At 38.4% G+C, this 24591-nt stretch carries 21 protein-coding genes and 1 riboswitch; of the genes, 14 read left to right on the plus strand and 7 right to left on the minus strand.

The window, feature by feature from the left end:
• The first annotated feature begins 46 nt into the window (after positions 1–46).
• From PSR12_RS11125 to PSR12_RS11135, 3 genes are read left to right on the plus strand one after another with little or no spacing between them, the layout of a single operon-like run.
• The gene (locus PSR12_RS11125; RefSeq protein ID WP_221682209.1) at positions 47–1480 is read left to right on the plus strand and encodes a spore germination protein; all 1434 of its coding nucleotides are present in this window, start codon (positions 47–49) and stop codon (positions 1478–1480) included.
• A complete protein-coding gene (locus PSR12_RS11130; RefSeq protein ID WP_221682206.1) occupies positions 1477–2505 on the plus strand; it encodes a GerAB/ArcD/ProY family transporter in 1029 nt (342 codons plus the stop codon). The genes PSR12_RS11125 and PSR12_RS11130 overlap by 4 nt, the downstream gene beginning before the upstream one ends.
• Positions 2495–3571 carry a Ger(x)C family spore germination protein gene (locus PSR12_RS11135; protein WP_221682203.1) on the plus strand — a complete coding sequence of 359 codons (1077 nt, stop codon included), beginning with the start codon at positions 2495–2497 and terminating at the stop codon, positions 3569–3571. The genes PSR12_RS11130 and PSR12_RS11135 overlap by 11 nt, the downstream gene beginning before the upstream one ends.
• Before the next feature lie 42 nt (positions 3572–3613).
• On the opposite strand, the gene PSR12_RS11140 is transcribed toward PSR12_RS11135, so the two are convergent.
• Positions 3614–4960, minus strand: a complete 1347-nt coding sequence (locus PSR12_RS11140) for an MATE family efflux transporter (protein ID WP_274773227.1) — start codon at positions 4958–4960, stop codon at positions 3614–3616.
• A gap of 171 nt (positions 4961–5131) precedes the next feature.
• Here PSR12_RS11140 and PSR12_RS11145 point away from each other — a divergent pair, with 171 nt between their 5' ends.
• Entirely contained in the window at positions 5132–6208 is a 1077-nt protein-coding gene (locus PSR12_RS11145) for an undecaprenyldiphospho-muramoylpentapeptide beta-N-acetylglucosaminyltransferase (RefSeq protein ID WP_263082485.1), read from the plus strand.
• Positions 6209–6288: 80 nt separating this feature from the next.
• Here PSR12_RS11145 and PSR12_RS11150 read toward each other — a convergent pair whose 3' ends face one another.
• Complete coding sequence (locus tag PSR12_RS11150; RefSeq protein ID WP_004230128.1) at positions 6289–6837, minus strand: GNAT family N-acetyltransferase; 549 nt, start codon at positions 6835–6837, stop codon at positions 6289–6291.
• Positions 6838–7379: 542 nt separating this feature from the next.
• On the opposite strand from PSR12_RS11150, the gene PSR12_RS11155 reads away from it, so the two are divergent.
• From PSR12_RS11155 to PSR12_RS11195, 9 genes are all read left to right on the plus strand, one after another.
• Positions 7380–9407, plus strand: coding sequence for a diguanylate cyclase domain-containing protein (locus tag PSR12_RS11155; RefSeq protein WP_221682197.1), 2028 nt, complete (start codon positions 7380–7382; stop codon positions 9405–9407).
• Between the two features lie 112 nt (positions 9408–9519).
• Complete coding sequence (locus PSR12_RS11160) at positions 9520–10194, plus strand: response regulator transcription factor (protein WP_004230122.1); 675 nt, start codon at positions 9520–9522, stop codon at positions 10192–10194.
• Positions 10191–11576 carry a HAMP domain-containing sensor histidine kinase gene (locus tag PSR12_RS11165; protein ID WP_221682189.1) on the plus strand — a complete coding sequence of 462 codons (1386 nt, stop codon included), beginning with the start codon at positions 10191–10193 and terminating at the stop codon, positions 11574–11576. The genes PSR12_RS11160 and PSR12_RS11165 overlap by 4 nt, the downstream gene beginning before the upstream one ends.
• A gap of 232 nt (positions 11577–11808) precedes the next feature.
• On the plus strand, positions 11809–14634 hold the full coding sequence (locus tag PSR12_RS11170; protein WP_048392890.1) for a 2-oxoglutarate dehydrogenase E1 component: 2826 nt from the start codon (positions 11809–11811) through the stop codon (positions 14632–14634).
• Positions 14635–14725: 91 nt separating this feature from the next.
• A complete protein-coding gene (gene odhB, locus PSR12_RS11175; RefSeq protein ID WP_221682187.1) occupies positions 14726–15985 on the plus strand; it encodes a 2-oxoglutarate dehydrogenase complex dihydrolipoyllysine-residue succinyltransferase in 1260 nt (419 codons plus the stop codon).
• A gap of 338 nt (positions 15986–16323) precedes the next feature.
• A riboswitch (Lysine riboswitch) is annotated at positions 16324–16510 on the plus strand.
• 119 nt (positions 16511–16629) lie between these two features.
• On the plus strand, positions 16630–17487 hold the full coding sequence (locus PSR12_RS11180; RefSeq protein WP_004230114.1) for a transporter substrate-binding domain-containing protein: 858 nt from the start codon (positions 16630–16632) through the stop codon (positions 17485–17487).
• 170 nt (positions 17488–17657) lie between these two features.
• Complete coding sequence (locus PSR12_RS11185; RefSeq protein WP_004230111.1) at positions 17658–18383, plus strand: amino acid ABC transporter permease; 726 nt, start codon at positions 17658–17660, stop codon at positions 18381–18383.
• Between the two features lie 13 nt (positions 18384–18396).
• Positions 18397–19128 (plus strand): amino acid ABC transporter ATP-binding protein, encoded by a 732-nt coding sequence (locus PSR12_RS11190; protein ID WP_274773234.1) that lies wholly within the window; start codon positions 18397–18399, stop codon positions 19126–19128.
• Positions 19129–19391: 263 nt separating this feature from the next.
• Entirely contained in the window at positions 19392–19589 is a 198-nt protein-coding gene (locus PSR12_RS11195) for a DUF6501 family protein (RefSeq protein WP_221682185.1), read from the plus strand.
• A 48-nt stretch (positions 19590–19637) separates the two neighbouring features.
• On the opposite strand, the gene PSR12_RS11200 is transcribed toward PSR12_RS11195, so the two are convergent.
• Entirely contained in the window at positions 19638–20705 is a 1068-nt protein-coding gene (locus PSR12_RS11200) for a toxic anion resistance protein (RefSeq protein ID WP_221682183.1), read from the minus strand.
• The gene (locus PSR12_RS11205; RefSeq protein WP_221682181.1) at positions 20702–21352 is read right to left on the minus strand and encodes a 5-bromo-4-chloroindolyl phosphate hydrolysis family protein; all 651 of its coding nucleotides are present in this window, start codon (positions 21350–21352) and stop codon (positions 20702–20704) included. Before PSR12_RS11205 ends, PSR12_RS11200 begins: the two co-directional genes overlap by 4 nt.
• A 459-nt stretch (positions 21353–21811) precedes the next feature.
• Between PSR12_RS11205 and PSR12_RS11210 the strand changes: the two genes are divergently transcribed.
• Positions 21812–22024, plus strand: coding sequence for a hypothetical protein (locus tag PSR12_RS11210; protein ID WP_221682179.1), 213 nt, complete (start codon positions 21812–21814; stop codon positions 22022–22024).
• Between the two features lie 85 nt (positions 22025–22109).
• On the opposite strand, the gene PSR12_RS11215 is transcribed toward PSR12_RS11210, so the two are convergent.
• From PSR12_RS11215 to PSR12_RS11225, 3 genes are all read right to left on the minus strand, one after another.
• Positions 22110–22376, minus strand: a complete 267-nt coding sequence (locus PSR12_RS11215; RefSeq protein ID WP_274773239.1) for a CPCC family cysteine-rich protein — start codon at positions 22374–22376, stop codon at positions 22110–22112.
• A 118-nt stretch (positions 22377–22494) separates the two neighbouring features.
• Entirely contained in the window at positions 22495–22776 is a 282-nt protein-coding gene (locus tag PSR12_RS11220) for an acylphosphatase (protein WP_016994023.1), read from the minus strand.
• A gap of 45 nt (positions 22777–22821) precedes the next feature.
• The gene (locus PSR12_RS11225; protein WP_274773242.1) at positions 22822–24549 is read right to left on the minus strand and encodes a globin-coupled sensor protein; all 1728 of its coding nucleotides are present in this window, start codon (positions 24547–24549) and stop codon (positions 22822–22824) included.
• Between the last annotated feature and the right edge of the window lie 42 nt (positions 24550–24591).

Below are 24591 nucleotides of genomic sequence, written 5' to 3' on the forward strand. Positions count from 1 at the left end.
GAAATACACGAAAAATGCTTATACTCTCCAGTAGAGGAGGCGTTTTATGGATAAAGTGGAGTATATGATGAAAAGCCTACAAAAAGCATTCTACCATTCCTCGGATTTGACCGTCAGACAAATAGATTGGCATGAAGGGGACACGGCTATTTTATGCTTTTACGCTTCTCTTGTTGATGCGAAGGAAGTACAAAAAATACTGGATACGATTTATGCACGTTTAGATACAGAAAAACCTTTTTGGAGTGAAACCCTACTTACAACACTTGATAATTTTGCGCTACCGAAAGCGATTGAACGGGTCTGCCAAGGTGAAACGCTCGTGATTTTGCCTGATACGGGAAAAATGCTGACGTTAGCGATTACCAATGAAGTTCGTCGTAACCTTGAGGAGCCAAACAATGAACATATTCTGCGAGGCTCCCATGAGGGTCTTGTGGAGCGGGCGGATACCAATTTAACATTGATACGAAAACGAGTGAATAATCCCGCTCTTGTGGTCAAATCTTTTACAATTGGACAACAAACTAACACTAAAGCTTATTATCTCTATATGGATGGGGTTATACAGCCTGAAACCTTACAAGAGATGGAAAAGCGGATTGCGGACATTAAAATCGACTATTTTTATAGCATTGGCCAGTTAAGTGATGCACTAGAGGATTCCGTGTTATCGCCCTTTCCACAATTGTTAAATACAGAGCATCCAGATCGTGTGGTAGCCCACTTAGTGGAGGGTAAAGTTGTGGTCATGACCAATATTTCGCCGTCTGCCTTGATTGGCCCTGTGACATTTTTCTCTTTCTATCAAACACCTGATGACTATAATAGTCGGGTAGTGGTTGGCTCTTTTTATAAAATAGTGCGTTTACTGTCGTTTGTAACGGCGGTTTTTTTACCAGCATTTTATATTGCTGTGATTAGCTTTCACTTTGAGGTATTACCCTTAGAATTAAGTAATCAAGTAAAAAATGATGTTAATGATATACCTTATCGACCGTTAATTGAAGCACTGATACTTGAGATTATTATGGAGCTCATTCGAGAATCAAGTATTCGTTTACCACAATCAGTAGGGCAAACGATTGGGATCGTAGGGGGATTAGTGATAGGAGATGCCATTGTAAGTGCGGGACTCGTGTCGAACTTAATGGTCATTGTTGTCGCCTTAACGGCCATTTCAAGCTATGTTGTCCCGTCTGTTGAATTGAATAGCACGATTCGCATGCTCCGTTTTCCGTTTATGCTACTTGCCTCATTATTTGGGTTTTTAGGCATTGTGGTAGGGGTTGTCATCCTATTAATTCATTTAATTAGTTTAACGTCATTGAAACAGCCGTATTTTTCACCTATCGTACCTTTTCAACCGAAAGCTGTTTATAAAATTTTTTTACGCTGGCCATTCATTAAACCGACAGTCCAAGTCACTTCCTTTCAACCACCGAAAGATGAAAAGGGAAAAAATGAGGATACACCATGAATTTTTCTCTATCAAAGGCACAATTTTTTTTACTACTCTTTATCATTCAGACAGGTGTTGTCTACATTGCCTTTCAAACACCGTTAATCATATACAGCCAACATAGTGCATGGTATGTCTTCTTCCTTGCTAGCATCTTCCATTACGGCTTGCTGTTATTTTTTGAACGCTATTATCAATTTTTCTTTTTAAATGGGTTCTTTCGCTGGGTCTATCTTATCTATTGGTTATTAATAACAGCTGTATTAATTGCCTATATGGGGTATGTTCTGGCCTCATGGGTCTTGCCCCAAACACCTGAATGGATTGTTGTCATGATGATTGTAGGGCTCTCTTTGTATGCCAATTTAGTTAGACCAGAAACCATCATCAATATTGGTGTCATGCTAATTCCTATCATTTTCCTCTTTGTCATTTTTTTAATGCTGGCTATTCCAGATTTAACGTGGAGTAATCTTTTTCCCGTTGAGTGGAACAATACTAGGCAAATCATGGCGGGCATGATTCATAGCATGTATGCTTATTTTGGGATTGAAATGTACCTCCTTTATCGTCCATTTCTCAAACAGGATGTACAAGTGAAGGGAAAGCCCTTATGGATTTATCAACTTGTCATTTTTATCTTTTATTTTATTTCGGTTGTCTTTACACAAATGTTCTTTGCTTTGGAGGAGGTTCAACTGATACCAGAGCCTATTATGTATATATTAAAATCACAGGAAGTGACTTTTGTAAAACGGCTGGATATTTTTTTCATCTATATTTGGCTTTCGTGGTCCATTGTTACGGTTATGATCTTTGGTTTGTCCTTTCGTGTGCTTTATTTGTCAAAAAAGCGAAAGCATCCGAAAAGATTTATTGTTATTTATCATCTTCTCTTAGCCATCCTACCGCTATTTGTCATGCAATTTCAGCGCATTGAGTTTATCAAAAATTCTATACACTACGTACTCATAGTGTTTACGATTCTACTACCAATGACGATAATTTGTTGGAATAAATGGAGGGGAAAACGTGTATCGTAAAGGGATTATGCTCCTCTTGTCTATGTTACTTTTAACTGGCTGTTGGGATGAACGACTTTATAAAAACGCTTCCGTTGTGACGCTCGTTGGGGTGGACGGATATATAGGGGCATACAAGGGATATTATGCCTATCCGAATACAGCAGCTCAGCAAAATGAAGTGATTGAAGCGGACGGTATTTCACCAAGAGATGTACGGAATCAAGCCAATTTAAAAGTAGAACAAACACTTGATTTATCTGAGCTATCGACCATCCTTGTATCGGATCAAACGGTAAGAGAGCCTCTTTATGATATTTTAGATATTTATTTTCGTGATCCCCAAAACCCGATTTCGATAAAAATAGCTGTAACTGAAGGGGATGTCAAGCCGTTTATTGAGCTAACAAAGGATTTAGCAGGGGGTGCAGGAGGCTATTATGAACGTTTTATGGAAAGCACAGAGGAAAATACAATTTTTCCGAAATTAGATTTACAGACGGTTGGCTCCATGCTATTTGAACAGACAATTGATATTGCACTACCTTATATTCAGTTAAGTGAGGATAAAAAGCATGCTGTTGCGGCAGGCGTTGCTTTGTTCTCAGGTCAAACGTTTACGGGTACAGTATTAACACCAAAACAATCGCTCACGATGCTTCTCTTAATGAATCAACCTAGCAAACAAGCACGGATGAGCTATATGTGGAAACATGATGGAAAAGCGATGCCAATAACGGCTGATGTCATTCATATCAAGCGTCAATGGAGGGTGAATGAGGAATTAAAAAGAATAGACATGGATTATCTCATCGAGGTAGAAATTGAGGAATTTGCACATGACCATTTATATAAAGACCCCATTTTCAAGGAGGTTCAGCAGTTGATTCAAGACCATGTGCAGGCAGAGTTTGAGGAGGTTTTGCGAATTCTTCAAGTTCAGCAATCGGATATGTTGGGGATTGGTCGATATATTCGTGCTTATCACCCCAAGATGTTTCAGAAGGATTGGCATACTATCTATGCATCCTTACAGCTAGTGCCGTCTGTTCAAGTGAAAATCATTCGTACAGGTGTTTTACGCTAAAAAATCGCCTTTCTCAAGTTAGAGAAAAGCGATTTTTTGTCGTTAAACAGTGACTCTTTTTTGAACAATCAACAGACGGATTAAAAGAGTAACCGCACCCATTGTTAAACCTGCCACAAGGCCAATCCAATAGCCAAATGGCCCGAAATCCGTATGTGTGGCAAGGGTATACCCAACTGGCAAGCCAATCACCCAATAAGATATAATGGCCATGATAAACGTGATCATGACATCTTTATAGCCCCTCAATGCGCCTTGTACTGGTGCTTGTATCGCATCAGATAGCTGGAAAATGGCTGCGTAGACTAAAAATTGTACGGCATATTCAAGTACCATCTTATCTGTCGTATACATATGTGCTACAGGTTCACGTAAAATAAACAAAATACAAGCTGATATAAAGCTAAATAAAATGGCTGTTCCGACACATAGATAGCTATACATACGAGCATCTCGCATGCGACCAGCGCCGATCTCAAAACCTACTAATATTGTGACACCCATAGAAATACTGAGCGGAACCATGTATAACAGAGAAGTGAAATTGATAGCAATCTGATGGGCTGCGATGATTTCTGTGCTAAAATTACTCATCATCATGGTCACAGCAGAAAATATACTCGTTTCTGCAAATAGGGATATACCGATCGGTACCCCAATTAATAAAATTTCCTTCCATCGAAGCCATTCAAGCTTAGGCCAATCATGAAACAGGCGGAATCGTTCGAACGGTACTCGTTTAGCGATGATCCATACAGTAATCATGAATATTAGCCAGTACGTTATTGCTGTCGCTACACCTGCCCCGATGCCGCCAAGCTTAGGTGCACCGAATTTGCCGAAAATAAAGATATAGTTCAGCATGATATTAATTGGCGTTGTCATTAAGGTAATGATCATCGTGACCCGTGTCTGACCAAGAGCGTCAATAAAGCAACGCATCACAAAAAATAAGAAAAGTGGCAAAAGACCAGCACACATCGCATAGATGTAGCCTTTTGCAATGTTATGTACAGCAGATTCTAAGTTCATCTTACTAAGTATCCAATCAATGCCAAAGAAGAGTCCTGTAAAAATAAGGATCGCTAGCAATATGGCGACATAAATGCCTTGCTGGACTGCCTTTTTTGCATCCATCTCTTTTTTCGCTCCCACAAGCTGGGAGACAATTGGGGTAATAGCTAGGAGTATACCTGAAAGTCCAGTATAAATCGGCATCCATATGGAGGAACCAATCGAAACACCTGCTAAATCAACCGTCCCGTAACGACTAGACATTAAAATATCAAAAAATGAAATAAGATAAATAGCTACCTGTGTCACTAAAATAGGGACAATCATTTTTAAAAGCAGCACGTATTTTTCCTTAATTGTGGATGTTTGATACATATTTTCTACTTCCTTCATGAACATAATGAACAAGTATAGCATATGTAAAGAGAGAAAAGCTGAAATTTTCATGCTTCATCTATATCTTTTCGTCAGCATATAGTAAAATAGAACACTGTAAACAAAAAGTAGTGCTAACTACAATGGTTTTTAAGGAATAGGAGAATTTGTGTGAAACAACAAACAATCATTTTAACCGGTGGTGGGACAGCTGGCCATGTATCGTTAAATCAGGCGATACTCCCGTCTTTACTAGAACTTGGTTATGATGTCCACTATATTGGCTCAGAGCAAGGTATTGAAAAAGAATTAATTGGTGAGGCGTTCCCCGATGTTCCGTTTTATGGCATTGCGAGTGGTAAATTGCGTCGTTATTTCTCCATGAAAAATTTTACAGATCCATTTAAAGTGCTTGCTGGAATGATGCAGGCTTTTCGTATTATAAAAAAAGTAAAGCCACAGGTTGTCTTTTCAAAGGGAGGGTTTGTCTCTGTACCCGTTGTGATGGCAGCGAAATTAGCAGGTGTGCCAGTCGTCATCCATGAATCTGATGTCACACCTGGTCTTGCCAATAAAATAGCCTTACCTTTTGCTTCACATGTATTCACGATTTTTGAAGAAACACTGAAGCATTTACCTCAAGAGAAGGCTACTTGCACAGGCTCCATTATTCGTCCTGAGTTATTTGAGGGAGAAAGAGCAAGGGGGCTATCTTTCTGCGGCTTTTCTACTTTAAAGCCTGTTTTACTTGTTATGGGAGGGAGCTTAGGCTCTGTTGTCTTAAATGAGGCACTACGTAAAAACTTACCAGAGCTCCTCAAACAATTTCACATCATTCATTTATGTGGGAAGGGGAATTATGATCAAGCACTGGAGGCAATGCCAGGCTACAAGCAATTTGAGTATGTGACAACAGAGTTACCTGATTTACTGCATGCTGCAGACTTTATTGTGTCACGAGCAGGCTCTAACTCCATTTTTGAATTTTTAGCGCTTCACAAGCCGATGCTATTAGTACCTCTCTCAGCGCAAAAAAGCCGTGGGGATCAAATTTTAAATGCCAACTTGTTTAAAAAACAAGGTTACGCAGAAGTGCTACAGGAAGACGAGTTGACAAAGGAATCTTTTATGAAGTCTGTTCATACACTAACAGAGCGTAAAGTGGAAATGGTGGAGACAATGGCAAAAACGCAAAAACCAAAAACACCAGATGAAATGGCGTCATTAATTTTACGGTATAAGAAATAAGTGCTATTTGAAAAAAGAAAAGAAGCTATGAGGTAGGTCGAAATGACAAAACCTTATAGCTTCTCTTTTATATATACACACTACATTGCTTGCTCTTCGCCTTCTTGCATTTGATGTGCTGTTGTTAGGTAGAATAAATCTTTTGGTATTTTAAATAAATTAAATTGTGCCTCACCGCTATTAACCTGCGCTAATAATGTTGGATGACTTTCATTGGCACTCACCACATAAGGAAGCTTTAAAGCAGCACGCTGTGATTTTAAATTTTCAACACGTATACGGAGAAAGACCGTATGAAAATTATAGTCAAAAAATAACTCGTTCAAAAATAACATTTTTGCTTTTTGATTATAACCTTTACCTTGGTAAGGGAGTCCAATCCACGTTCCTAGAAAGCCTGCACCGTCCTCCACATCGTGAATACTAATGGTGCCGATTGGTTGACCCCAATCATCAGTTATGGTCCTCGAGATAGCGAGTCCTCTCGCTTCCTCTTCAATCAGTTGTTTTGTCATAAACCAATATTCATCAGCGGATGTGGCTTTTTGACGGACAAAAGGGAATACAGAAGGGTGTGATAATAGCTCATAAAGCTCTGTACATTCATGCAGGTCTCGATGTTTAAGCATACGAAACGCCTCCTTTACTAGGGTAGTTAAAACAATTCCGTTGAAGCATAAAGAAGAAAACTAAAATTCGTACTGGAATTAAAACCCAAAGAACTAGACGTTATAACTATGATATTCCATAATCTCCCGCTGTCTTACTGATTTCGACCATACCGAAAAAAGGCTAGTTTTTTAAATATAATATAACATATTATCTGTTCGATGCAATCATTTTGCTCGTAAAAAAACAAAATTTGAGGTTAATTGTCAGTATATTCTGACAAGTGAAGCGAGATTATCCATAAAATTGTTGTTTTATAGCCTTAAGTCTAACCTATCAATTTTATCTAATATTAATCATTTATCTACATCTTTAGTAGGATTGGTTGCTTGTTAGAATAGGTAATATATCAAATATTATCCTTAAAAGGATATAATTTTTATGATTCTAGAAAGGTAATTTTTTATTTTTATGTTATAATAGTAGTATTATTTTTATTCTAACAACACATACATACGAACATTTCTATCATGATGGCAATGGCTTTTCTGGAGGTGACAGCATGGAGTATATTTTAAGCGAAGATTTCTTTAACTCATTATTTATTGGCAAGGATTTTGTTTTTCTCGTGAAAAAAGTAGGGGACGATTATCAATATATTCGCTTAAATCAAGCAGCTCAAGATCTGTTATCGAATGAGGCGATTGGCAAAATGATTTCGACCGTTACCTCAAAGCGTAATTTTTTGATCATTCAGAAAAATTACCATGAGGCCATTAGACAACATAAACAGGTTGACTATGTAGATTATGCATATGTTCAATCGGAGGTTCGTAAATATGAAACATCCGTCAGACCGTTGAAATATAAGAATGAAGACTATATATTAGCCATCACGAAGGAAATACTCTATGACCGCAGTATTGAAGATAAATTTTTATTTATGCGGTCCATGTTTGACCATGCCTTTTTCTCAACAGTCATTTTATCGGCTGAAGGAATGATATACGAAGTGAATTCAAGCTTTATGGAAGATTTTCAATTAGATAATGAAGCCGTCAAACAGAAAATGTTTGTGGATTTACCGATTATTCCAAAGGAAGAAGTTGAACAAATTAAAATTTGTTTGCAAAAAGCTGCAAGAGGGGAAAACGTTGGTGAGAAGTTTATTAAATTGCATACATTGGACCAGCAGGAACGTATGTATTTACTGTCACTATCACCAGTGATGCAGGATGATAATTCATTTGCCATTTTTCTTATCATGCAAGATTTTACACAATTTACTTTACAAAAAGCAGAATTACGTTCGAAGTCTCATGGACTAGAGGTCTTTAAATCTGCATTAAATTCAGCTACGGCCATTGCTGTATTAGATCGTAAGGGTAACATTACCGAAGTGAGTGAGATGTTTTTACAGGCTTCTGGCTACACGGCGGAGGAATTAATCGGTCAGCCCTACGCATTGATCGAACCTCGATTCCGTGGGCAAAACCTTTTTCAAATAATTGAAGATAAGCTGGATACGATGGGAATGTGGCGTGGAGAACTTTGCTATCGAACGAAATATCATGCCGATTACTGGGTAGAAGCTACCATTGTTCCATTAAAAGATGAGTTTGGTCAAATTGAACAAATTTTAACCATTAACTATGATATTACGGATAAGAAAAGAATGTTCACAGAATTAAAAAATATTGAACGTACTTTCCGACTTATCACAGAAAATACAAATGATTTAATTGTGATTACTAATGAAGATGGCATCATTATTTATGCTTCCCCGTCCTATGGTATTTATTTAGGTTATGAAAATGTAGAGCTACAAGGACAGTTTTACAGTGACATTATTGATCGAGAAAGTAAAGACGAATGGCAAACATTCTTAAATAATTATACAGGGCAAACAGATTCACAGTTTGAACTTTTACTGAAGGCGAAAGATGGAACCCCGATATGGACAGAAGGAAATGTCACGGTTGTGCATGATCCTGAACGTGAAAAAGTTTCCCAAATTATGATGGTGTCTCGTGAAATTACGCATCGCAAAGAAAGGGAAAATGATTTGCTATATCTAGCGTATCATGATGCTTTAACTCAGCTACCTAATCGGCGTTTTTTAGAAAAGGAGTTTCCTAAAATCCTAGCAGAAGCAAATGAAAATCAAACCTGTGTGGCGATGCTCTATATAGACGGTGATGATTTTAAAGAAGTAAATGATCACTTTGGTCATGAGACTGGCGATGCGTTTATTCAGCGATTCGGCAGTTCCTTGAACAAAACTGTTCGTAGCCATGATATGGTTATTCGAATAGGTGGCGATGAATTTATTGTCATCTTAACGGGCTTAACAAGAGATCAAGAAAAAAGACATCATCAAATTATGCATATAATTCGACGCATACGCGATGAATTAGCAGAAGGCTGGATGATAGAGGACCATCTTTTTACACCAACTGCTTCAATTGGCATTGCCTATTACCCAGACCATGCTCAAACATTGGATCAGCTAATGGATTTAGCTGACCAAGCATTATATAAATCAAAAGAGTCGGGGAAAAACAACCTCTCTATTTCCGACATACACTAAAAAGTCTGTCCACAAGGTTTTCCTTGTGAGACAGACTTTTTATTTGATGTTATGCTATAACAGTATAGGGATAAAAATCCTACATCGTTATTTTGGAATAGAAGGTGATACGATGCCTAAGAAGATATTGTTGGTAGAAGATGAAAAGCATATCGCTCGTTTTGTGGAACTTGAATTACAACACGAAGGCTATGAAGTGAAAACTGCCTTTGATGGTCGAGAAGGATTGTCTTTGGCAACGTCGGAAAATTTTGATGTACTTTTACTGGATGTGATGTTACCAAGTATTAATGGGATAGAGATTTGCCGCCGTATCCGAACACAATCACAAGTGCCGATCATTTTATTAACGGCACGAGATGCTGTGATGGATCGTGTAGCAGGACTCGATGCTGGGGCTGATGACTATATCGTCAAGCCATTTGCGATTGAAGAGCTGCTGGCTAGAATACGGACGATTTTACGTCGTGTCACGCCAGAGCAGACAAACAGTGAATCTTTATGCCTACGGGATATTGAAATAGATGTAGCTGCCTATGAAGTTTTCGTTCAGGGGAATAAACTTGATCTAACAAAGACAGAATATGACTTATTGAAACTATTAATCGAGCACAAAAATAGAGTATGCACACGAGAGCATATTTTAACATCCGTTTGGGGCTATGATACGGATATCGAGACCAACGTGGTAGATGTTTATATCAGACATTTACGTACAAAGCTCCCTGGGGCGATGAATGATTATATTGAAACCGTTCGCGGTGTTGGGTATGTGATGCGAGAATGAATAAGTTAAGAAATTATTTACGTCATCAGTCCCTGCAAAAAAAATGGATGCTGACCTCAAGCAGTGTCATCTTTATTAGCTTTACGATTATTTGTGTAGTCGTCTATCTTTCTCTGCATACATGGTTATTAAACGATGAGGAGAGTAAGGTCAATAGGACTAGTAAGGATATCATTTCTTTTTTAGAGTCCCAAGGTCCTACAATTACCATTCAGCAAATTCAGCACAATACGGGCTTGCTCAAATCGATTGCGGATCGTGATGAGACGGTCCGAATATTTAATGCTGATGGGGTGGATATTTTACGAATCAATGATACCTCTGCTGCTGCACCACTTAATTCATTGCAAGAAATTTTTGAGATGACCATTGATAAGCAAGATGTGTTGGTCATTAATGAACCGATTCGGATGGGTTTTTTCCAAGGCTATATTCAAGTGATTCACCCGTTAACTAGTTTTCAATCTCTCATGCGTTATCTCTTGACAGCCATGCTGATTGCAGGGTTAGGAGCCTTAGTGTTATCTGGCTCTATTGGCTATTATCTCGCGAACTATTTAATGAAGCCACTGCACGAATTGCGAGCATCCATGAAAACTGTGATGGATCAAGGATTTAACGAGCCTATACAGCTATCCTATACATCACATGACGAAATTGGTGATTTACTGAAGATGTACAATGCCATGATGAATGAGCTGCAAATCTCATTTACCCAGCAGCAACAATTTGTCGCCGATGCTTCTCATGAGCTGCGTACGCCCATTCAAGCAATTGAAGGGCATCTTTCTCTTTTAAAAAGATGGGGCAAACATGATCCTGCTATATTAGAGGAATCCATTGATACCTCCTTAACAGAAATTGCTCGTATGCGCAAAATGATTGAAGAATTATTAGAACTTGCACGGCGTGAGGAAAAAGATGAAACAAGTGAGGCCGATGCACTAGTGGTCATCGAAGCAGTGATGGATGAGGTAAAGCTTGTTCATCCTCAAGCGCGAATGTCGCTGTCGAAACATGGTGAAATAGGTCCGTTATTTATTACCGAAAATGCACTAAGTCAAATCGTTCGTAATATAATAGAGAATGCTATTCGTTATTGTGAAAAAATTCCTGAGATACAAATTTCTATTTCTGTTGCTGGAAATTATGCTTGTTTAGAAATTACTGATAATGGTATAGGAATAGCACAAGACAATATTCCGTTTATCTTTGATCGTTTTTATCGAGTGGATGAAGCAAGAAATCGCCAAATTGGTGGAACAGGCTTAGGGCTTAGTATTTCGAAGATGTTACTTGAAAAATATAATGCCACAGTAGAAGTCAAGAGTGAGGTTAATATTGGAACCGTTTTCTTGCTGAAAATCCCGCTAAAATATTAAGAAAAATACATGCTTTATTTCATTATTCTATCCTTTGCGAAAAAAATTGCTTAATTTGCTAAAAAGAGTTGTATTTTTTGTGAAGAGTAGTAAGATTGAGATGGAAAAAACGTTCTTTAAAATATGGAAAAGTAGTGTGAAACATTCTTTTAAAGAACGGCTAAATATTATATAATTAATTGCAATTTAATTAATGGAACTGCCGAAAGGCAAAATTTGGAGGTCATTTTTCATGTCGAACAACGTTACAACTGTAAGTTCTCCATGGTCAGCTTTCTCTGGTCCTAACCTAGGATATGTGATGGAGCAATACGACTTATTCTTACAGTCTCCTGAAGAAGTAGAACCGGAGTTAGTTTCTTTATTCCAACAATTTGGTGCACCAGTAGTAGTAGAAGGTGAAGTAGCTGTAGCTAGTCATACAGCAGCGGCTCCTGCTGGCGATTACAAAAAAGTGTTAGCCGCTGTAAAACTAGCAGATGCAATTCGTTCACGCGGTCATTTAGCGGCAGATATCTATCCTCTGAAAAACCGTGAACTACAAACAGCTCAAATTGAAGAAAGCGCGTTCAACTTAAGCGCTGCAGATTTAGCTGAAATTCCTGCAGCAATCTTCTTCAAAGATGTGCCAGCAAACGTGAAAAATGGTAAGGATGCAATCGACTATTTAAAAGCTATTTATACAGATAAAGTAGCATTTGAATATGGTCACGTAGTAGCTACTGAAGAACGTGATTGGATTCAAGCGCAAATCGAATCAGGCTCATTCAAACAAGCATTATCTGCGGATGAGAAGAAAGCCTTATTAGATCGTTTAACTCGCGTTGAAAATTTCGAGAAATTTATTCATAAAACTTTTGTAGGACAAAAGCGTTTCTCTGGTGAGGGCTTAGATACGCAAATCGTACTATTTGATGAAATTATTAAAACGGCAGAAGCAAAAAATGTGGAAAACGTACGTATTGGTATGGCACACCGTGGTCGCTTAAACGTTTTAACACATATTTTAAATAAACCTTATGACATGATGTTCTCTGATTTTGCACATGTTTCCAATGATTTATTTATGCCAGAGCATGGCCGCCTTGAAATTACAAAAGGTTGGACAGGTGATGTGAAATACCACATGGGTGCTTCTTACAACCGTGAATCTGGTATGAATGTGAAATTGGCTTACAACCCATCTCACTTAGAAGTGGGTAATCCAGTAGTACTTGGTGCTACTCGTGCAACACAAGATGATACATCTAAACCAGGGCAACCTATTTTTGACCGTACAAAGGGCTTAGGCATTCTTGTACACGGTGACGCTGCATTCCCAGGTCAAGGGATTGTAACAGAAGTGTTAAACTTCGCTAAAACAGAAGGCTTTACAACAGGTGGAACAATCCATATTATCGCAAACAATATGATCGGATTCACAACAGAACATTATGATTCTCGTTCTTCTGTGTATTCTTCTGACCCTGCAAAAGGCTATGAAGTACCAGTAATCCATGTCAATGCAGATAGCCCAGAGGCAGTAGTGCAAGTCGGACGTTTTGCGGCAAACTACCGTCAAACATTTGGCAAAGACATTATTGTGGACTTAGTAGGTTACCGTCGCCATGGTCATAATGAAACAGATGACCCAACAGTGACAAACCCAGAAACATACAAATTAGTGTCTAAACATGAAACAGTGCGTGCATTATATGGTGCACAATTAGTGGCAGAAGGTCTTGTAACTGCTGATGATGTAGCGGCACTAGATACAGCTATCTATGCCGAAATGCAAGCAGCCTATGACCATGTCAAAGAAATGGCAGAAAAAGATGATCATCATCATTTAGAAATGCCAGAAGAATTAAAAGTAGAGTTCCCACAAATTGATACAGCAGTAGGTGCGGAACGTTTAGAAAAAATCAATGAAGAGCTTTTAGTGTTTGAAGAAAACTTCGAACCACAGAAAAAGCTTGGTAAAATCTTAGAAAAACGCCGTGATGCTTATGCGTCTGCAAAAGTTGACTGGGGTCATGCTGAAACTTTAGCGTATGCAACGATTATTCAAGATGGCACACCAGTACGCTTTACAGGTCAAGATGCACAACGTGGTACATTCTCTCAACGTCACTTAGTACTGCATGATAAAAACAATGGCAATGTCTTCACGCCACTACACCATATTTCTGGTGCGAACGCATCCTTTACAGTACACAACTCTCCGCTGACTGAAGCTGGGGTGGTAGGCTTTGAGTATGGTTACAACCTAGAAAATAGCCATGTACTAACAGTATGGGAAGCACAATTCGGTGACTTTGCGAATATGGCACAAGTGATGTTTGATAACTTTATTTCAGGGGCACGCTCAAAATGGGGTCAAAAATCTGGCCTAGTTATCCTTTTACCTCATGGTTATGAAGGTCAAGGTCCAGAGCACTCTTCAAGCCGTATGGAACGCTATTTACAAATGTCAGCTGAAAATAACTGGTTTGTAGCGAACTGTTCAAATGCAGGAAACTACTACCACTTATTACGCCGTCAAGCAGCATTATTAGGTACAGAAGGGGTACGTCCACTTGTAGTCGTATCACCAAAATCATTATTACGTCACCCACTAGCTGCGGCGAATGCTGAGCAATTAGCAAATGGTTCATTCCAAGAAGTGATCGAACAACCAGGCTTAGGGGCTAAACCAGAAGCTGTAGAGCGTATCGTTTTAGGTACAGGTAAAGTGATGATCGACTTAGCAGAGCGCGTGAAAGACGGCGAAGGCTTCGATCACCTACACATTATTCGTGTAGAACAACTTTACCCATTCCCAAAAGAGCAAGTTGCTGGTATCATTGCTAAGTATCCTAATGCAAAAGAGATTGTTTGGGTACAGGAAGAACCTAAAAACCAAGGCTCATGGAATTATGCATTAGAAACATTATACGAACTTTCAGAAGGTAAAAAACTTCGCTATGTAGGCCGTCCTGCAATGAGCTCAACTTCTGAAGGGGATGCAGATTCTCATAAAGCAGCACAAGCAGCTCTTATTGAAGAAGCGGTTGCTGAGCCAGTAAAGGTTAAATAATCATATATCAATTTTTGAAACCGGGCTACTTGCCCTTAAGCAGTAGCCCTTCTATGTGCGTCATGCACGTTAATCAAAGGAGGAAATGAAAGTGGCTGAAATTAAAGTCCCTGAATTAGCAGAATCGATTACAGAAGGTAGTATCGCACAGTGGGTAAAAAAAGTGGGCGATCGCGTTGAAAAAGGTGAATTCATCGTTGAACTTGAAACAGATAAAGTAAACGCTGAGATCATTTCTGAAGAAGCAGGTGTATTAACACAAATTTTAGCTGAAGAAGGCGATACTGTACTAGTTGGTCAAGTTATCGCAGTAGTAGAAGCAGGCGAAGGCGCAGCAGCAGCTCCAGCGGCAGCACCAACTGAGGCAGCACCTGCACCTGCAGCGCCACAAGCAGCACCTGCACCAGTTGCAGCAGCTCCAGTAGTAGAAGAAACTTCTGGTGAGCGTGTAGTTGCATCTCCAGCAGCACGTCGTCTTGCACGTGAAAAAGGTATTGACCTTGCAGCGGTATCTCCAGTAGATCCACAAGGACGTGTACGTGTACAAGATGTAGCAGCTCACGGTACAGCACCAGCTGTAACGCCAGCAGCAGCACCTACATCCGTAGCAACTTCAGGTGGCCCAGTAGTATTCACACCAGCAGCTAATTCTGACCGTGTAACAATTGAAAAAATGAGCCGTCGTCGCCAAACAATTGCAAAACGTTTATTAGAAGTTAAACAATCAACAGCAATGTTAACAACATTCAACGAAATTGACATGACAAACATCATGGCACTTCGTAAACGTAAACAAGAAGAGTTTGTAAAAGCAAACGACATCAAACTTGGTTTCATGTCATTCTTCACTAAAGCTGTTGTTGCAGCACTGAAAAAATACCCATACGTAAACGCTCAAATCTCTGGCGATGAAATTCATTTAAATAACTTCTTTGATATCGGTATTGCTGTATCAACTGAAGAAGGTTTAGTCGTACCAGTTGTACGCGATGCAAATAGTAAAAACTTTGCAGAAATCGAAAAAGATATCGCTAACTTAGCGACAAAAGCTCGTGATAAAAAATTAGGCTTAAATGACATGGCTGGTGGATCATTCACAATCACAAATGGTGGTGTATTCGGTTCATTAATGTCAACACCAATTATGAACGGTACGCAAGCTGGTATTTTAGGTATGCACTCAATTGTAAACCGTCCAGTTGCAGTAAATGGTGAAGTTCAAATCCGTCCAATGATGTATGTAGCACTTTCATACGACCACCGTATCATCGATGGTAAAGATTCTGTAGGATTCTTAAAAACAGTTAAAGAATTAATCGAAAATCCTGAAGATTTATTATTAAATTCATAATGCCATTAAACCCTGCGAACAATGTTCAGCAGGGTTTTTGTATGATAAAAGGTATTGACCGATTCTATGCTTGAATGAGTACGAATGTTATATCGTTTAGAGGAGCAAAGAAAGAAAAAAAGCGACTTTTCTCACATAGAGAACATACTCTATAATAAATATTTGTTGTAATTTTCAGAAATATCAACAAAAGTTCAACGATTTAAAGTGGAAGCAGAACGCACAATATCCTAATATTGTCATTAGTCAGAAAAATGTTAAAATCGTCTTGACGAACATATTAGTTTTATAGTAGTATCTAAATATCAATTAAATAAACAAACCTCACGAATTGTTACCAGTGAGGTAGAGGCGCGGTATTTATTAGTTCATTGTTGAGTAAAAGCAAGCGAAGACGCAATGAAGAAGGAAATATCGCCGAAGTATAAAAGGAGCTCGTACTTTTATACTGGGTCTGCAGTGAATAAGTGCAGGACTGTCCTAGTAAATGGATTTCCAGATTTACTAGGTTGTGCTATCTCGGAAACATGGAAATTATAGTGAGGATTTGGGCAACTGTCATAAAAGGTAAGACCTAAGTTCAATAAACTTAGGTCTTTTTTAGTACAGTTGTCTTATTTTTTTACAGAAAAGGGGAGTTTTTCATGAAAAGAAAATGGTTGTTAGTAATGATCTCTATCATGACGGCAATTGTGCTAGCTGCATGTGGCACAAGCGACAAAAAAGAGGGCGGTTCAAGTGATGCTGGAACTGACAAAGAAGAAGGCGGCGGTGAATTCCGAATTGGCATGGAGGCTGGCTACCCACCGTTCAACTGGACACAGCAAGACGATGCGAATGGCGCAGTGAAAATTGCGGATAATGCAGAATATGCAGGTGGCTATGATGTACAAATGGCAAAGAAAATCGCTGAAGGTTTAGGCAAAGAGTTAGTCATTGTTAAAATGGAGTGGGACGGATTAGTTCCAGCGCTACAATCGAACAAAATTGATGCAATTATTGCAGGTATGTCACCAACAGAAGAACGTAAGAAAACAATTGATTTTACAGAAAACTATTATACTTCTGATTTTGTTATGGTTATTAAAAAAGGTAGCAAATATGAAGGCGCAAAATCGATTCAAGACTTCTCAGGTGCTAAAATTACATCACAATTAAATACATCAAACTACACAGTTATCGATCAAATTAAAGGCGTAGAAAAGCAAACGGCAATGGAGAGCTTCCCAGCAATGCGTGTGGCACTAGAAGCAGGTAAAATTGATGGCTATGTAGCTGAACGTCCAGAGGGCATTTCCGCTTCTGCAGCCAACGATAAATTCACATATGTAGCATTTGAAGAAGGCTTTGATACAGACCTATCAAATACTTCAATTGCTGTAGGCTTACGTAAAGATGACGCAAATCGTGAAAAAATCAATGAAATCCTAAAAGGCATTTCAGAAGATGATCGTCAAGCCATTATGGAAGAAGCTATTTCTCAACAGCCCGCAGCACAATAATGATATGGCACGGACTAGCAATTAGTCCGTGCATGATCATTTCATCATTATCAAAATGAGAACCTCTCTACATAATGATAATGTCCTAGCGTGACAAATCATAGAATAGTAGAAAGAGCTAGGACACAAAAGAAATAAACGAGCAAGATGACATTGTTAGGAGGAACATCATGAGTCTTGAATGGATACTTTCAATTATTGAAAACAACTGGCAAATGTTTTTACGAGGTGCGTATTATACGTTACTGATTTCGAGTATTAGTACAATTATTGGTGCATTTATCGGATTTTTCATCGGAATTATGCATACGATTCCAGTTCGTAAAAAAGGTGTGAAATTTTATAGCTTAAAGCTCATTAATTTTATACTAACATGCTATGTTGAATTTTTCCGTGGTACACCAATGATTGTACAAGCTATGGTTGTCTACTACGGATTAGATATCGCATTCGGTATCGATATGCACTTTATTACAGCAGGTATTTTAGTCGTTTCCCTCAATACAGGGGCCTATATGGCAGAAATTGTTCGTGGCGGTATTGTATCTATTGATAATGGTCAATACGAGGCAGCATCAGCAATTGGCATGAATCACTTCCAAATTATGCTTCATGTAGTTTTACCACAAGTAGCGCGTAATGTTTTACCAGCAACAGGTAACCAATTAATCATGAATATTAAAGATACAGCCGTATTAAATGTCATTGGAGTAACGGAATTATTCTTCCAAACAAAATCAATTTCGGGTAACAACTTCCGTTATTTCGAATCATTCTTCGTTGCATGTGTTCTTTATTTCATCATGACATTTACCGCATCTCGCATCCTTCTTTATGTTGAAAAACGTCTAGATGGTCCTGATGCCTATCAAAAAGAACAAAAAGAAGCTGTATAGGGGGGACGCACAAATGGCAGTCATTAAAATCGAACATTTAAGTAAATCATTTGGACGTAACCAAGTGTTAAAAGATGTGAATTTCCAAGTGGAAAAAGGAGAGGTAGTTTGTTTAATTGGCTCCTCTGGCTCTGGTAAATCCACATTGCTTCGTTGCATAAATTTATTAGAAACGCCAAGTGGCGGTCAAATTATTTATAAAGGGGAAGACATCCTAGATGAAAAGCACAATATTCAAGAATATCGTACACATTTAGGCATGGTGTTCCAGCAGTTCAATTTATTTAACAACCACAATGTCATAAGTAATTGCACAGTGGGCCAAATCAAAGTGTTAAAACGATCGAAAAAAGAAGCAGAAGAAACGGCGCTTAAATACTTGAAAATCGTTGGCATGGAACAATATGTGAATGCCAAGCCTCGTCAACTCTCAGGCGGACAAAAGCAGCGCGTGGCCATCGCTCGTGCCTTATCAATGAATCCTGATGTTATGCTATTCGATGAGCCAACATCCGCATTAGACCCAGAAATGGTGGGTGAGGTGTTAAAGGTAATGCGTCAGCTAGCAAACGAGGGCAATACGATGCTCATTGTGACACATGAGATGGAATTTGCCAAAGAAGTAGCAGATCGTGTTGTCTTTATGGATAAGGGTGTAATTGTGGAGGAAGGCCCTCCAGCACAAGTATTAGTCAATCCACAACATGAACGTACGAAGGAATTTTTAAAGCGTACATTAAAATAAGCACAAAAAAGTGAGTCCAACCTGTTGGACTCACTTATTTTCTAGAATTCCATTCTGCATAAAGTACAAAGCAGATTGCGAATGCTACAGCAATGATAAAAAACCATTGCGGTACTCCACCAAAACTCATCATAACACCTCAAATATTCATTTTTTTTGGATAGAATAGGTATAGTATTTCTTTTTTCTCCACAAAAGACCAAAAATATTATAAAATAAACAATAGACATTAGCTTTTGCTAGTAAAGAGAGGTAGAGAGAATATGTTACATTTAAAATGGAAAGATGCGCCAACATTACGAACGGTTACTTGCAAACATACAAATGCATCGAAATACTTAGTATCAAACGTATTAACTGTAGGGAAAGAGTATGAAGTGAAAAATGAAACAGAAGAGTTCATTTTTATCATCGACAACACAGGTAATGTCGGTGGCTACTATAAAGAATATTTTGAATAAAAACAAACAGGGTGGTTCAGAACATTTGCTGAGCCACCCATTTTTTTGTTAATCTCGCTGATAGCTGCTAGCACCCGCCACATCCTGTAGCTGCTGTTTCTCTTGTTCAGTTGCGGTATGCAGGGCAAAAACATCTTTAATTGCTGTTTGCAGTTCTTGCTGTGTTTCTTTAAACTTCGAAACTTGCTGTTCAAACGTGGGACTTGAGAAGCGATCATGAGCCCTTGATAATCGCTCCTCTAAACGTGCATAATGATGATCCATATGCATCGACAACATCATCGCCAGTTGGTTTTTCCAGAGCGGAATCAAGGTAACGATAGAAAACTCAATTTTTTCAGCTAAGGTTTGATTGGCCTGTTGAATCATACGGATTTGAGGAGCTGTTTGCAGGGCGACTTGCTGTGATACTTGTAAATCATAAATACGTTGATCCAGTCTTTCGATTTGAGCAGCAAAGTCATTTAATTGCTGAATTGCAAGTGGCTGTTTGGTTGCTTGGACACTCGTTATTTGTGCAGGTAGTTCTACCTCAATGGCTTGCTGCTTTTTCATTTGTCCTGCGGCAATGGCCGTTGCCAATTCCTCAAAAAATCCTCGATTATGGGCATAAAGCGCCTCTAAGTTTTCGACATCTTTGATCAGCTGGAGCTGTGCACGCTCCAGCTGTACACCAATACGTTCCACCTGTATACTAATACGCTCAAATTCTGTGAGTGTTTGCTTCACATTAGGCTCGGTTTTGCCAAAGATTTTTTTGAAAAAGGTTTGCTTCTTAGGTTCCAAAGCAGTCGGATCTACTCGATCTAACGTCTGCATTAAAGAATCCAGCATTTGACCAATTTTAGTGACATCTTTTTGCTTTACTTGAGCAAGCATACGGTCGGCAAATTGAGACAGAGCTCGCTGTGAATCTTGCCCAAGGGACAGCAATGATTCAAAATCAGCCAAATCGATTTGACTGGCATACAATAATGCACGACTTTGTGCAAGAGGCGATAGCGTTTCATAAGTCGCTATCGCCTCGTTTTGCGGAGTTGTTTCTAAATAGGATTGGACTAGTGGAGAAAGCCCTGGTATGGTATTTAGTTGAAAAGCGTGTTCGTTTGCTGTCATTTATCATCGCCTCGCCAGTCCAATTGTTCTCTACGTCTAAGATTGGAACGATTTGCGAATTCAATCTCCATTTGCAGATGATCGATATCATTTGCAAGCGCATCCTTTAAATCAATTTGAATTGTGTCATTCAAATCAGTTAAGGTTTCGCGTGTTTTGGATAAAGTTAATTGAATTTCCTTATCCTTCACAGGCTGCTTGGAAAGCATCGTATATTTATCCGTTAATTCCACAGCAGAAGGTAAGTGTGCATAGAAAAATGGTTCCACATTATAAAATTTACGTGGGTCTGTCTTGACGATTTTGACGATATTTTTGGAGATACGCGTCATTTCAAGTAGTTGTTTAAAAGCAGAAACAGAACGTACACGTAAATAGTTTTGACTCAATGTTTGAATATGCTTATTGGCTGTTAATACTTGTGATTCAATGTGTTTGAACTCTTCTTTTGTGATGCCTGCTATTTGCATGACTTTCTTTTTTTGTCTATGTTTCAGCAACGCTGTACTCGTCGCATAGGAACCCGCAAACAGTAAACCACCAAGGAAGAATCCAGGATTTGCCGCAATGGCTGCGATAGAAACAGTTGTGAGCGAAATAAGAAAGCTGGCACTATGTCTAGAGAAAAACTGTCCGACACTAAGCATTGTTTCATCCTCCTTGCTTTTCAATATGTCTATCTTCTTATACGAAATAATCGACATAAAGTTTCATTGAAAATTAATCCCCTACATAAATTTTACTGCTATTTGTGAACTTTCTCAATGATAATACATAGAATAAGTGAGTTGTTTCCATGAATAAGTCGGTTTAGTTCTCCTAAGGAGCCATTTTGACATCGGAATGAGCGATTTTTTGCAATTCGGTCTCTGAATAGAGGAGCGTAATTTGATTTCAAGAGCGGCTTCTGCCTCAGAGCGAGCGGTATTACTCAAATTGCGAGCGGTTTTGGTCCTTGAGAGAGCGGATAAGTGAGTTCCATGAGCGGCTCTAACTCGAAAAGGAGCCGTTTATTCTCTAAGAAGAGCATCTTCATCCAAAATGAATGAGTCTTGTATGAAACTTTTTCCAAGTGAATTCGTAACTGAAACAAAGGGGGATATATGATGACAAAAATTTTTCTGGTGTCTATTACAAAAAATATCGATGAACCAGTAAGTGAACAGAAAGTGAAAGAAAAAGTCTTTGAGAAAAAATCAAAATTAAAAGCCTATTTAAACAAAGAAGGGTATATGAAGGAATCTAAAAATCAATATGTGAAAATCACTGATGAATCAATATTAGTGGCTGCCATTCAAAAGATAAAAATCAAAAAATGATGATAAGTCATGTTCTTAAGAGCATGACTTTTTTTGATTTCAATAAAAAGGAGAATAGTAATCATTTCCCAGTGTTGACTAATCTCTAGACAAACGGCTTCCAATTTGAATTTTTTTCGTCTTTTTCGTTTGGTTTTCTTACAAACGCAATACATCTTTCTTCGCACGCACCAAATATAATGAAATTTTTCTGTGCTTGCCTTAAGGATGGTGTATTAGCACCACCTACAAAGTCATTATCATAAAATTGAACGCTGTCATCTTCCAAAAAACAAATTTCACATATCTCATATGTACCTGGTGGTTTTCCGCTCAATGTCTTATATCCGCAACAAGGACAAGTAAATTTCATTATTATCACTCCGATATATTTTTCGATAATTTTATCATACTTCCTATGTAACAAAACGCCGTGTTAATTAAAAATTGTTAAACCCCTCTCTAAAACAACACTACAAAAAAGTCAGACATTAAACAATGTCTGACTCCATACGTATATAGCCTTTTAAATCATCGTATAATTCTAAAGAAAATGAATTGGAATCGGCTTGGGGACTCACACCTTTTTGGACAAAAAGGAGAAATTCATTGAGTGCCTTTTCTGAGCCCTCCACTTCCACTTCAATTTGCTCTGCGTCATTCAATCGACAGTATCCTTTTAACCCTAATTCAATAGCTTTTTGCTTGATGAAGAATCGGTAGCCTGTGCCGTAGACATCACCAAAAAATTTTATACTTGCTCGTTTGTTCAAGGGAATACCTCCTACTTAATAGAGGAGAGGGGCGAACCTCTCCTTTTATTGCATGACACGTTCTTTTTCTAAATAGGCAATTAAGTTATTAATGTGATAAAGTACATGCTTTGATGCCTCATCGACCTCTTTTAGATGAACATCAGCTTGCACGATATGACCCGCTTTATGGGCTTCAGCCGCAAGCTTCGCTGATTCATGGACGCGTAAATGATAGCCATCTAATTCATGATAGTCCTGTAAATGACCGAAACGTTCGACTGTACGAGGCGCAGTGTACCATTTGCCAAGTCGACAGTCTCTGTGAGAAGAAACATCGCTTGGATCAACGTTTTCTAGGCCAAGGAACATGTTATAAATGCGCCATTTCCATAAAATATGATCCGCTTTCGATAATTGTAGTAGGGCAATAGATGAAAGCTGTACATTATTGTTAGCAATAAGATCATTACGGAAACGGTTAATTTCTTTTCCTAATAAATGAATATCGCTGGATGTATTATGACTATAATCACGAATATCTTCCTGCAAGCTTGAAATTTCGATCATTCTTGCTGAAACTTCATCAATCGCAGCTGCTTGTTCCTGGGAAATGGCAGCCGTATTTGTCACATCTAAATTAATACCCTCAATCGCTTGAACAATGGCATTTAATAATGGTAACGAATCCTTTGCTTCAACGGTTGCTTCTTTAATAATAGCTGTCGTATCTGTAATCGAGTTAGAAACATCATTAGAATAACTCTTTAAATGATGAACATTTGCAGATACTTCACTTAGCGCAGCTACCGTGTTTTCAGCAAGCTTTCGTACTTCCTGTGCAACGACCGCAAAGCCCTTCCCATGTTCACCTGCACGCGCTGCTTCAATGGAGGCATTAAGTGCGAGTAGATTCGTTTGATCGGCGATTTGATTGATTAATGTGACAACCTGCTCAATATCATTTACCCGTTTTTGTAATTCTGAAAATGAGTCAACAATGGATGTAAATGTCTCTTCTGTTTTAAAAATCTCCGATAGAGCATGCTCAATAGCGTTTTTACCTTTTGTAGCATGGTCAACAGATTCAGTTGTTTTCTCTGATATATGAGAAGACATGCGTGCAACCTCATTGATAGAAGCAGCAATCTGTTCTGTTGCAGCAGTAGAGGATTGAATTTCTTCATTTTGCTTATCTAGGCTAAAAACTAAATCCTTCATGTACATAATTTTGGCATTGACATCCATTAAAGAGGATACTTCTCCTACCACATTTTCAATAATGCGTTCTGTTAACACTTCCACTAATAATTCTTGATCGACATTGACAGCGGATTGGAATGATTTCATATATTGAAATGCTTTATTTGGCTTGATACCAAAATTGTGTAAAATATATGTAGTAATATAGAAGGCAAATTGGTTGAAGACAACAATTAATTTACCAGGCTCATATTGATGCTTACGGAATAGATTGAAAAATTTGACAGTTTCATCTACATAATGATCATCACGAGTTGCTAAGAAAAACTGTGTTAAGTATTGATTAATATTTTCTTCACTAATGATTAATTGAGAGGTAGGGGATATCTCGCTTAAATAATGGTGAAAAATGGCATTCATGGAAGGGGTAATATCTTTGAGCTTTTGATAAAGTGCCTTTAAGTGCTCCTCATCTTGTGAATTGAAATGATTGAATGCCAGTGTTTGGTAAAATCGGCCTGTTGCATGTAAATCTGTACCACGTTTTAGTAGTTCTTCTAGCTCTGCTTTAGGTCGAATACTTGAAAACATAAAAATACCTCCAAAAAGTATGTATAATAAGGTAATAATAGC

Origin of the sequence: Lysinibacillus sp. G01H, from assembly GCF_028872195.1 — a bacterium.
Classification (GTDB): Bacteria; Bacillota; Bacilli; order Bacillales_A; family Planococcaceae; genus Lysinibacillus; species Lysinibacillus capsici.